12 protein-coding genes are annotated in these 11,902 nt (G+C 38.9%); all 12 read right to left on the bottom strand.

Features of this window, described 5'->3' with window-relative positions; translation table 11 throughout:
• Positions 1-125 precede the first annotated feature (125 nt).
• Positions 126-1,472 (bottom strand): aspartate kinase, encoded by a 1,347-nt coding sequence (locus tag DES38_RS04895; RefSeq protein ID WP_110250980.1) that lies wholly within the window; start codon positions 1,470-1,472, stop codon positions 126-128.
• A 353-nt stretch (positions 1,473-1,825) separates the two neighbouring features.
• Entirely contained in the window at positions 1,826-3,550 is a 1,725-nt protein-coding gene (gene recN, locus DES38_RS04890) for a DNA repair protein RecN (protein ID WP_110250979.1), read from the bottom strand.
• 24 nt (positions 3,551-3,574) lie between these two features.
• Positions 3,575-4,024 carry a transcriptional regulator AhrC/ArgR gene (gene ahrC / locus DES38_RS04885; RefSeq protein ID WP_110250978.1) on the bottom strand — a complete coding sequence of 150 codons (450 nt, stop codon included), beginning with the start codon at positions 4,022-4,024 and terminating at the stop codon, positions 3,575-3,577.
• A 15-nt stretch (positions 4,025-4,039) separates the two neighbouring features.
• Positions 4,040-4,861: a TlyA family RNA methyltransferase gene (locus DES38_RS04880; RefSeq protein WP_110250977.1), complete on the bottom strand. Its 822-nt coding sequence runs from the start codon at positions 4,859-4,861 to the stop codon at positions 4,040-4,042.
• 61 nt (positions 4,862-4,922) lie between these two features.
• Entirely contained in the window at positions 4,923-5,504 is a 582-nt protein-coding gene (locus DES38_RS04875; protein WP_110250976.1) for a hypothetical protein, read from the bottom strand.
• A 688-nt stretch (positions 5,505-6,192) separates the two neighbouring features.
• Positions 6,193-7,077: a polyprenyl synthetase family protein gene (locus DES38_RS04870; protein ID WP_110250975.1), complete on the bottom strand. Its 885-nt coding sequence runs from the start codon at positions 7,075-7,077 to the stop codon at positions 6,193-6,195.
• A 3-nt stretch (positions 7,078-7,080) separates the two neighbouring features.
• Complete coding sequence (gene xseB / locus DES38_RS04865; protein WP_110250974.1) at positions 7,081-7,305, bottom strand: exodeoxyribonuclease VII small subunit; 225 nt, start codon at positions 7,303-7,305, stop codon at positions 7,081-7,083.
• On the bottom strand, positions 7,283-8,668 hold the full coding sequence (gene xseA, locus DES38_RS04860) for an exodeoxyribonuclease VII large subunit (protein WP_110250973.1): 1,386 nt from the start codon (positions 8,666-8,668) through the stop codon (positions 7,283-7,285). The genes xseB and xseA overlap by 23 nt, the downstream gene beginning before the upstream one ends.
• A 13-nt stretch (positions 8,669-8,681) precedes the next feature.
• Positions 8,682-9,536: a bifunctional methylenetetrahydrofolate dehydrogenase/methenyltetrahydrofolate cyclohydrolase FolD gene (gene folD / locus DES38_RS04855; RefSeq protein ID WP_110250972.1), complete on the bottom strand. Its 855-nt coding sequence runs from the start codon at positions 9,534-9,536 to the stop codon at positions 8,682-8,684.
• A gap of 16 nt (positions 9,537-9,552) precedes the next feature.
• Positions 9,553-9,933 carry a transcription antitermination factor NusB gene (gene nusB / locus DES38_RS04850; protein ID WP_110250971.1) on the bottom strand — a complete coding sequence of 127 codons (381 nt, stop codon included), beginning with the start codon at positions 9,931-9,933 and terminating at the stop codon, positions 9,553-9,555.
• Positions 9,934-10,103: 170 nt separating this feature from the next.
• Positions 10,104-10,493 (bottom strand): Asp23/Gls24 family envelope stress response protein, encoded by a 390-nt coding sequence (locus tag DES38_RS04845; RefSeq protein WP_110251156.1) that lies wholly within the window; start codon positions 10,491-10,493, stop codon positions 10,104-10,106.
• A gap of 51 nt (positions 10,494-10,544) precedes the next feature.
• Positions 10,545-11,897, bottom strand: coding sequence for an acetyl-CoA carboxylase biotin carboxylase subunit (gene accC / locus DES38_RS04840; protein ID WP_110250970.1), 1,353 nt, complete (start codon positions 11,895-11,897; stop codon positions 10,545-10,547).
• Positions 11,898-11,902 lie beyond the last annotated feature (5 nt).

Here is an 11,902-nt window from a genome sequence, read left to right as displayed (position 1 = left end):
GTTAATCTTATCGCTAATTAGTAAATTTCGCAAGTGATAATTTATATATGTTAATAGTACCAGGTTTTAATTCAATAAAAAAACCGTGATAAAATTCCCCATATAGGAAATCTTATCACGATGCTTTACTCAAAAAATACATGATACAATGATTGAACGGCTCGTTCGACGCCTTCTTCCTTAATACCAAACATCATTGATACTTCACTAGAGCCCTGGTTAATCATTTCTAAGTTTACATTTGCATCCTGGAATGCTCTTGTTGCTTTTGCAGCAGTACCTACGAAACTATGCATCCCTTCACCCACAATCATAACAAGCGCCAATCCCCGATCGATGTATACCATGTCCGGTTTTAACTCCTTATTGATTCGATTAATAACGACTTGTTCTTTCTCATCCGTTAATTGATCTTCACGTATAATAACTGACAAATCATCAATCCCAGAAGGAGTATGTTCAAAGGAAATACCTTCATCTTCCAATATATTTAACAATCGACGTCCAAAACCAATTTCACGGTTCATTAAGTACTTACTAACATATAGACTAACAAAACCATCATCACTTGCAATGCCCACGACTGATTGGGCTTGCTCTGGTTTTTCTGAAACAATCATCGTGCCTCTTCCAGATGGATTATTGGTATTTTTAATACAAACTGGAATTTTACCTTTAAATGCTGGTATGAGCGCTTCTGCATGAAACACGGAAAAGCCCGCATACGATAACTCACGCATTTCTTTATAGGTTAAAGTGTGAATCTCTTTTGGATGAGGTACAAACTGTGGATTAACACAATAGACTGAATCAACGTCAGTAAAATTCTCATATAAGTCCGCATGTACACCCGCAGCAACAATGGAACCGGTAATATCTGAGCCACCTCGTGAGAAAGTTACTAGCTTTCCTGCTTTGGTGTAACCGAAAAAGCCTGGAATGATTAAAATCTCATTTGCTTCTCTTAACTTATACAAAATCGGAAAACTTTCGTCTAATATTTGTGCGCCACCAGGTTCATCACTTAAAATCAATCCTGCATCCTTAGGATTTACATATTTTGCATTTAACCCTTCTTTGACCAGGTACTCACTTAATATTTTGGCTAACGTATCTTCACCAATTGCTTTAATCGCATCTAACTTAAACGCCAAATCTCCACCTTGGTGAGTAATAAATTCAACCTGTTTAACAATGTCTTTTAAGACATGCTTTGATAGATCTAATTCAATTAAAATGGATTCGAATCTCTCTAAAACATTATTTAGCTCTGTTGTATAATCTTCACCTTTACGATAAGCATCGCCTAAAGCGATCAGTAAATCCGTTACTTTAATATCCTCGCTTAGTCGCTTACCTGGTGCTGAAACAACAACAATGCGCCGATCTTTGTCCGCTTTAATTATATTGGCTACTTTTTTTAATTGTTCAGCATTTGCAACTGAACTTCCCCCGAATTTAGCTACTTTCATCGTATACAACTCCAATATCTTTATAGTAGTTTAAATAATATCATACCTTACAGTAAAATGTTACAGTAAAATTCTGATTATTTAAAAAACCATTAATTTTTGTATGTTTACATACTTTTAAAGGTATAAGTGGGGCAATTAAGATGACGGGTATCCTTTCCTTTGCCCGAAGGTGATTCATCTCTCACTTACGCTTTGGGCTTTGGGCTTTGGGCTTTGGGCTTTGGGCTTTGGGCTTTGGGCTTTGGGCTTTGGGCTTTGGGCTTTGGGCTTTGGGCTTTGGGCTTCGCCCTTCACATTTCTTGAAGTGGGGGGCGAAGCCTATATTTAGATAAAAAAGAAGAATGATTTGATCATTCTCCCTTGAAAATATTCGCATGGGTAATTAGCGATTTTGCATGTTCTAACGATGTATCTGTGATTTCTTTTCCAGTCATCATACGTGCGAGTTCTTCTTCTCTTTCAGCTGATTCAAGCTCAACCACGCTTGTCGACGTATGTGTGTCAGTTACATGTTTTTCAATTCGCAAATGACGGTCTGCCATCGCAGCCACTTGTGGCAAGTGAGAAATACAAAGCACTTGCGAACCCAGGCCAATTGAAGCGATTTTTTCTGCTATAGCTTGTGCGACGCGACCACTTACCCCTGTGTCAACTTCATCAAAAATCACACTCGTCACACCTTGGTGTTTACTAAATATCTTTTTAAGTGCTAGCATAATGCGTGACAGTTCACCACCAGAAGCAACTTTATTTAGTGGTTTTAATGGCTCACCAGGGTTTGTTGTTAATAAAAACTGAACGTCATTAAAACCATTTTCAGTTAATCTAACTGCGGTTCCGTTAATTCTCACCGGTGACTTTTCTGCCTTTTTAAGCGAGACATCCACTTTAAATTCAGCTTTATCTAAATATAGATCGGTCAGTTCACTTTTAATTTGATCGCTTAGTGTTAATGCGGCTTTTCGTCTTAACTCATCGATATGACGTGCTTCAGCAAGCGCATCTTCCCTTAACGATTCACTTTCTTTTGATAATTTGTCTAATGACATATCTCGATCATTGATCTGATCAATTTCATCTTCAATCGAAGCTTGATACTCTAACATTTCTTCAACATTCACACCATATTTACGCATCAAACGATTCAACTCGTTCAAGCGCGATTCAATCAGATTTAATCGCTCTGGGTCAAATTCAAATTGGTCTAAGTAATCACGTAAACGATGCGTTGCATCTTCAACCATATAAAATGCTTCAGAAAAATTAATTTGGACAGGCTTTAACTCTTGATCAAATTCAGCAGCATGCTCAATGTTACTAAAAGCTAACGTTAACCAATCGTTTGCTCGGTGTTCTAAAGACAACGCATCATGCGCTTCTTTAATATTGTCATAAATTTTCTCCGCATGACTCAGGCGTTCCCGTTCTTCTTCAAGCTCGATATCTTCCCCAGGTACCAATTCAGCATCTTGTAATTCACGTAATTGGAAAGATAATAAGTCTAAGCGCTGAATCATTTCCTTCTCATTATCTTTCAATTGACGCATCCGTTGTTGTACCTTCTTCCATTGGTGAAAAACTTTATGATAGTCTGATTGAACTTCTTTTAATTCATCTTCACTATACAAATCAAGTAATTCAATATGACGTTCTTGATCCATTAATGATTGTGTTTCATGTTGGGTATGAATATCAATTAATACTCGTCCAAACTCTCTTAAGATAGCCAGCGTCACTAAATGCCCATTAATACGACATACGCTTTTGCCTGATTCAGAAATGGTCCGATGCAACACAATCATTTGATCGTTGATTTCAATACCAAATTGTCCAGCAACCCGGTAAACAGGGTGATGCTTGTCTTCAATACTAAATAGACCTTCTAAAATGGCCTTTTTAGCTCCATATCGGACAAATTCAACAGAACCTCTGCCACCCGCCAGTAACTGTATCGCATCAATAATAATCGACTTACCAGCACCTGTTTCCCCTGTTAAAACTGTGAGACCTGTCTTGAACTCTACTTCTAATTGATCAATAATCGCAAAATCCTTGATTGATAATTCGGTTAACATGCATCTCTTCCCTTCTTTACTATCCTATAGCATTTCTAGAAAGCGTGTTTCAATTGAATTCGTAACGTTCTCATCGCGACAAATAACTAGAATTGTATCATCACCACAGATCGTTCCTAATATTTCATCCCAGTCTAAATTATCAATAAGTGCACCTAACGCATTTGCATTTCCTGGTAATGTTTTTATGACCAGAAAGTGAGTCGCTTTGTCAATTCGAACAAACGCATCACGCATTAAGCGCTTTAATTTCTCTAAAGGATTAAAACGTTGATCTGCCGGTAAACTGTATTTATAGCGACCATTACTTGTCGGTACTTTAACTAGGTGTAACTCTTTAATGTCCCGAGAAATTGTCGCTTGTGTTACAACATAACCTTCACTTCGAAGTGCTTCAACTAATTCATCTTGTGTCTCTACTTCATTTGAAGTGATATATTCACGAATTTTAATTAAACGTTGACCTTTATTCATTTTATTACCTCACCTTTATTTTTTTAAGGCTACATGTGCCTCTTCAACAACATTATCGACGAATGAGTTAACATCTTCCACCAACTTCGGATTGTTCACACGTTGTATATGTGCTAAAAATTCTATATTTCCGTCACCACCTGTAATCGGTGAGTAAGTTAAGTCAATAAGGTTAAAGCTTTCAGCATAAAATAACTTCAGAACTTTAGCCAACACCTCATGATGAACTTGTTTGTCTTTAACAATTCCTTTTTTACCGACTTGATCACGTCCAGCTTCGAATTGTGGCTTAATTAAAACGACACAATCACCTTCAAGTGCAATAATCGCTTTTAGTGGCGGGATAATAAGAGACAGTGAAATAAAGGAGACATCAATCGTTGCAAAATCTGGTTGGCCTTCTTTAAACATGTCCAGCGTTGCGTGTCTAAAATTCGTTCGTTCCATAACAACAACCCGCGGATCATTCCTTAGCTTCCATGCTAATTGGTTATAGCCAACATCTAAGGCATAGCTCAGTTTCACACCATTCATTAAACCACAATCAGTAAAACCTCCTGTTGAGGATCCAATATCTAACATCACTCTCCCTGTCACATCAAGTTTGAAATATGATAAAGCCTTTTCTAATTTCAAACCCCCCCGACCAACATAAGGCATGACCTTCCCTTTAACAGTTAGCGGAATGTCTTCATTGACTTTCACACCTGGCTTATCAAGTCGTTCTGTATCTGAAAAAACGAGCCCCGCCATAATTGAACGTTTAGCTTTTTCTCGCGTTTCGGCTAATCCGCGGTCAACCAATAAAACATCTAATCTAACTTTATTAACCTTCATATCATATCGAACCCTTTATATTAGTATCCGTTGCACTGTCATGTTACGTTTAGCTGATACTTTATTTTTTTAGTACTTTTATTTTAAAACGGTGGTCTAATACCGCAATGACTTTCCCTACAAACCCAAGAATTTCAGTTGCATAATTGATTGCTAAATATTTACCAATTGCTTTCCCACCAACAGTTAGCGCTGCCACTATACTTGTGAGTAAAACGTTTATTGAAATTTGCATGAAACTACCATCTGAATGGCCAAAAAGACGCGCAAGTTGTAAAACCACTAAGGCTGCTGCTGTCCCACTAATGATACCTGAAATGTCACCTACCACGTCATTACAAAAACTAGCAAAGCGATCTGCATTACGCACAATTAAAACTGCTTCTTTTGCACCATATACACGCTCAGCGGCCATGGCATGAAGTGGTTCTTCTTTCGCAGCAGTTGCTGCAACCCCTAATGTATCAAAGAAGACACCCATAAAAACAATAATTAACACAATGACTAAACCGATATACCAGCCAACGCCACCTAATATGGATGATGAGATAACTGAAAAAATTGCCGCTAACACAAACGTGATAACGGCAATACTTATGCTGAATTTTAGCGCTTTATTGAGTTGCGTTTTAGATTTCGCCATTATACAAACCTCATTTATAATATATGTAAGTGGAATGGTCATCTGATAAGTAAAAACTGCGGCTTAGGTCCAGTAGGTTTTCCCAAGTGCATACCGAATGTTGCCATTCTGGCGGTTCCCCTTTAAATGCACCTTAACTTCGTTACCGAAAGCTAGACTGGATTACCACTTAGGTCGCACTATAATCCTTAGCAGATGTCGTTTGAACAGTCTAGGAGATTTCCTCGACAATTCTTAACCATTTCCTAGCCTCTTTTGCAATCCCGATTTCATGCAGACGACTTAAATGATAAAGTTGGCCAACTTAATATTAAGCTATATACTGCAATCCCCTCAGTGATCACTCAAGGCAGGCTACGCTGTCAGTTGGAATCCCATTAGATCCACTTAACAGGTTCATACCCCATTCCATCCTGTTTTTTTGGCTAAAAAAACACAACAGAGATGGGCCTCCGCGGAAGTAGGGTCAACGCCCACATGCCTTTGTGGATCGCCCTACAACCTTAACTCCCAGCACCGACCCAAGGCTGGGCGCCTCAAGCCGACACAAGGAACTTCATCGATATGCCCTTTGGCAGATTTTTAGGCCTGCCTTCAGAAATGGAGAATCGACTAGAATACTGCACCATTCCAATAAAAACTATTATAGCATTTTTTAGATTTTTTGACTATCATTTGATGCAGATGACTAGCGATCACGATTACTTAAATAAGTAATAAATTGTGTAAGTAAAGTTTCATTAACACCCGCTTTTTCTAACATACGACGGGATATACCTACTTGTTTTTGCTTTTCGCTCTCAGCACCTTTGACTCCTAACAATTTCGGATAGGTGCTTTTTAAGTTCGCTTCGTCACTACCCGCTGGTTTCCCGAGCGTGACTGTATCACTAGTCACATCCAGAATATCATCTTGAATTTGAAAAGTTAAACCAATCGCTTTTGCTGCCTCTTTCAGTGCGTCTATGGTATCCAAAGGAGCTCCAGCTAAATACGCCCCCATTTCCATTGCATAAACAAGTAATTGACCCGTTTTCAGATGATGAATGTCTTCAAGTTGCGTCAAATCAATTGGCGTGTTTTCAAAGTGTAAATCTAGACTTTGACCACCCACCATACCTTTTGCACCACTCACCTCACTTAGACGGCTTAAGGCAAATACCTTCTCTTCAGCCGATAAGCTGACCGCATTGGTAATGCATTGAAAACTAAGTGTCAAAAGAGCATCCCCTGCTAAGATAGCTGTTGCCTCATCAAATGCCTTATGATTTGTTTGCTGACCGCGTCGGTAGTCATCATCATCCATAGCTGGTAAATCATCATGAATCAGTGAATACGTATGTACGAGCTCTAACGCTATCGCTACGGGCTTAACTTTATCAATTGAACCCTCACATGCTAATGTTGTTAGATACATTAAAATCGGCCGAACCCGTTTACCGCCAGCTTCGATGGAGTATTGCATTGATGCTTTTAAGTGCTCATGAATGTCTAGTTCTTCGATACAAGCAAGTAAATCTTGATCAATGCTCGCTTTATACTGGGAGATTATTGGCATCAATTGTTCAGCCATCAATTAGACCTCCTCGTCATCGAGTGGTACTTTGTTGTTATTTTCGTCAATGAGTGAAACAACCTTATCTTCAACATGTTTTAAGCGTTCATCGCACCATTTTGATAGTTCAATGCCTTTTTGATAGTAGTCCACAGCTTCTTCAAGCGGAATGTCTGCTTTCTCCAATTTCTCGACTATATTTTCTAACTCACTCATTACGTCATCAAAACTCTTTTCTTTCGCCATTCTTTTTCCCTCCTGTTACATTATCCTTTTCTTCAATCCCCCATACTTGACAATCTAAATCACCATCACGTAAACGTAAGGTTAAGGAATCACCAGGTACGATTTGTTTCACTGACTTAACCAGTTGTTTGTTTTTGTCATAGCTTAAACTATAACCCCGCTGCATGATTTTTAAGGGACTAAGGAGTTCCAATTTATTCAACTGAGTTTGGAAACGCTGCAAATGCCTCTGGTATTGTTGATAGAAGTTCGTCTCAATTTGTTTTTTACGCTGGTCTATTTTCACTTGTTCTTGTTTGACTAAATGCTTTAAGTCAACGGTTTCAATTCGCTTTACCAAGTAATCAAAAGCTTGTCGTTTTTCTACAGCCTGACGAAGTGAAGCTTTTTGTAAACGATCGACCATACGATCAAGTTCTTGTTCTTTCTCATTGATTAATTGTTTTGGGTACTTAAAGGCATAACTTGAAGTTAAGCGTTCGAGTTGATATTTTTTATCTTTTAACCGTTGCATTAATTGCTCGTCTAATTTACCGGTTAGTTGCTTCAATTCTCTTGTCACTTCAACAAGTGAAGGAACTGCTAGTTCCGCAGCCGCTGTTGGGGTTGGTGCCCGTAAATCACTGACAAAATCAGCAATCGTGAAATCTGTTTCGTGTCCTATTCCAGTAATAATCGGAATCGATGATTCTGCAATCGTACGGGCTACCATTTCTTCATTAAAAGCCCATAGTTCTTCAATTGAACCACCACCACGTCCTAAAATAATCGTATCGGCAGAAGCTTCTTGATTGATTTGTTTCAAACGATCAACGATTTCAAATTTCGCGTCATTTCCTTGGACCAGTGTTTGATAAACCGTCACATCTACAATCGGATACCTTCGCATAATCGTCGAGATAATATCTCTAACAGCCGCTCCTGTTTTTGCGGTCACGATCGCAATCCGCTTAGGGAATTTAACAATTGGGAGCTTCCGTGTTTCTGAGAAAAGACCTTCCCGTTCTAAATTAGCCTTTAGCTGTTCATAAGCCACATGTAAGGCACCAACGCCATCAGGAATCATCTCATGCACATATAATTGATATTGACCCTGTGCTTCATAAACGCTAACTTGCCCCTTAACAATAACGTCCATACCATTCTCTGGTTGAAAGTTTAAAGCACGATTATAGCCATTAAACATAACGGCCATAATTCGTGCTTGATCATCCTTTAAGGTGAAGTACATATGTCCACGGTTATGATGCTTAAAATTTGAAATTTCAGCTCTTAACCAAACGGTTGTTAAGTGTTGATCTAATTCGAATTTTCGTTTTATGTAACGCGTGAGTGCACTCACCGTTAAATATTGATCAGTCATCTACAACACCCTATTACTTTTTATTTTGATTCACACAGGCTTTAATTGTATTCTTCATTAACATCGTAATTGTCATTGGACCTACACCTTTTGGTACCGGGGTAATGTATGAAGCCACTTCACGAACCGACTCAAAATCAACATCGCCCGTTAATGTCCCTGCTTCTGTCCGGTTGACACCGACATCAATAACGACAGCGCCTGGCTTAACATACTCTTGCGTAATCATCCCTGCCCGGCCTACTGCAACGACTAAAACATCTGCTTTTTTCGTCAAGGCTTGCATATCTTTTGTGCGTGAATGCGTATAAGTTACTGTCGCATGTTCATTTAAAAGCAGTTGTCCTACTGGCTTACCAACAATATTACTGCGACCGACAATGACTGCATGTTTACCTTCAAGATCAATTTCTTTAGATTTTAACATCGTAATGATTCCAAACGGTGTACACGGCAAGAATGTTTCTTGGCCTGTTAACATCCGACCAATACTGATCGGGTGAAAGCCGTCGACATCTTTACTCGGATCAATTGCTTCAATAATTGCTTGTTCATTTATTTGTTTAGGTAACGGCAATTGAACTAATATACCGTTGACGCTTTGGTCCTGATTTAATTTGCTAATCAAGCTAAGTAACGCTTCCTCTGTTGTTGAATCAGGTAAAGTTATTAATTCCGAATCAATCCCGATAAAGTCGGCTGCCTTTTGCTTCCCAGACACATACGATCTCGAGGCAGGATCATCACCAATAAGAACAACGACTAAACGCGGTTGTAACCCTTCTTCTTTTAACGCTGTTACTTCTTCCTTCATTGCTTCACGTAATGATTGTGCAAGTTGATCACCATAAATTACTTCTGCAGCCAAAAACGTCATCCCCTTTTTATTTGTTTATTTTTGAGAGTACGCCATTCACAAACTTTCCAGACTGATCATCGCCATACACCTTAGCTAGTTCAACCGCCTCGTTTATCGCTACCCCAACTGGGGTATCAATAGCTGATGTCATCTCGAACGTTGCAATCCGCAATAACGTTTTTTCGACATTTGCTAATCGCTTAAACGACCAGTTCTCTAAAGCATCTGTGATTTGTTCGTCAATGTCGCTTTTATTTTCAACAACACCATAAATAAGTGCTGTAAGAAACTCATTCGCTTCTTCCCCGTCCATGCTTAACTCAAGTGCAACCCTCGGATCAAAATCCTCATTATCAATAGAGAAAAGGACTTGGAAAGCTTTTTCTCTGGCTAATCTTCGATTCATATTTATTCTCCTTGTTCAAACAGTCTACTCACTCGTTTACTTCTACTAAAGATTAATATTATCACATGTACCCCACATTAATAAAGATAAATCCATGATTCTTCATGATAAAATTGAAATTTAAAAATCACCAAAGGAGCGTCTACTCTCGTTTGGTGATTCAAGTCATTTTATTCTTCTGAAATGGGCTCTTCCTTATCCATCTGTACACCGACAACATGAACATTCACTTCTTCAACGCCTAATGATGTCATATTGATTAGTGCTTGTCGAATATTTGATTGGACTTTTTGTGCAACGACTGGAATGGTTACCCCGTAGTCAAATACAACAAAAACATCGATACGTACGCCTTCGTCAACTAATTCGACTTTAATACCTTTGCCCGGTGATTTAAGGCCAAATTTCTCAGCCATACCCACTGCAAAATTACCACGCGTTGCATAAACACCCTTAATTTCAGTTGTCGCAATTCCTGCGATGACCTCAATTACTTCAGGTGCAATCTCAACCTTGCCAAATTTTAAATCTTCACTAACGTGTAATGTTTGTTCACTCATCATCGATCTACCCCTTTAAACGTTAATCGAGCTGTTCTGTCTGCCGAAGAATTAATCATCAATAATCGGATTCTCCTCTAAAAACTTAGTGTTGAAATCACCAGACAAAAAGACAGGATGATTCATCACGCGTTTATGGAAGGGAATGGTTGTTTTTACCCCTTCAATGAAGAACTCATCAAGGGCTCTCTTCATACGGTCAATCGCTTCTGATCGTGAGTTTCCATAAGTGATTAGCTTGGCTACCATTGAATCATAGTACGGAGGGATTTTATACCCAGGATATACAGCTGAATCTACCCTTACGCCGAAGCCGCCTGGTGCTAAATAGAAGTCAATCGTGCCTGGTGTTGGCATAAATGAACGAAATGGATCTTCAGCATTGATTCGACACTCAATTGCCCAACCATCAAATTTAACATCGGCTTGTGTAAACCGTAACGGAATATCATCCGCGACATATATCTGTTCTTTAATTAAATCAACGCCTGTGACCATTTCTGTAACAGGATGTTCTACTTGTATGCGTGTGTTCATCTCCATAAAATAAAACTGGCTAGACTTTTTATCAAAGATAAATTCAACCGTACCTGCACCACGATAATCAACAGCTTCAGCTGCGGCTACAGCAGCTTGACCCATTTTCTCGCGTATACTGTCATTAATTGCGGGTGAAGGTGTTTCTTCGATTAGTTTTTGCAATCGACGTTGAACGGAACAATCTCTCTCTCCTAAGTGTATCACATTTCCAAAGTGGTCTGCCAGTACTTGTATCTCTACATGCGAAAAATCTTCGATGAATTTTTCAATATACACACCTGGGTTTCCAAATGCTTTTGCCGCTTCCTGTTCAGTAACGCGAATGGATTTAAGAAGCTGATCCCGCTCCCTGACCACACGAATTCCTTTTCCACCACCACCTGCAGTTGCTTTAATAATGACTGGATAACCAATTTTTTCAGCCGTTTCAATGGCATCTTCTTCTGACTGAATAATACCATTTGAACCTGGTACCACTGGAACATTCGCTTTTTTCATCGTTTCTCTTGCTACATCTTTAGTTCCCATTTTTTGAATCGCATAAACACTTGGTCCGATAAATCGTATGTTACACTTCTCGCATAACTCAGCAAAATCCGCATTCTCGGCTAAAAAACCATACCCTGGATGAATCGCGTCAACTTCTGTTAGATTAGCCACACTCATAATTGGCGTAAAGTTCAAATAGCTTTCTTGACTACTGGCTGGGCCAATACAATAAGCTTCATCAGCAAGTTGTACATGCAGCGCATCTCGATCTGCTTCTGAAAATATTGCAACAGTTTTAATGTTTAATTCTTTACAAGCACGAATAATACGTACAGCTATTTCTCCACGGTTTGCAATTAATATTTTATTAATCATAAATA

The organism is Streptohalobacillus salinus, from assembly GCF_003201605.1.
In the GTDB taxonomy this organism is placed as follows: Bacteria; Bacillota; Bacilli; order Bacillales; family Amphibacillaceae; genus Streptohalobacillus; species Streptohalobacillus salinus.
Note: the sequence above shows the minus strand (reverse complement) of the source record. Positions and strands in the feature narration are given on the sequence as shown.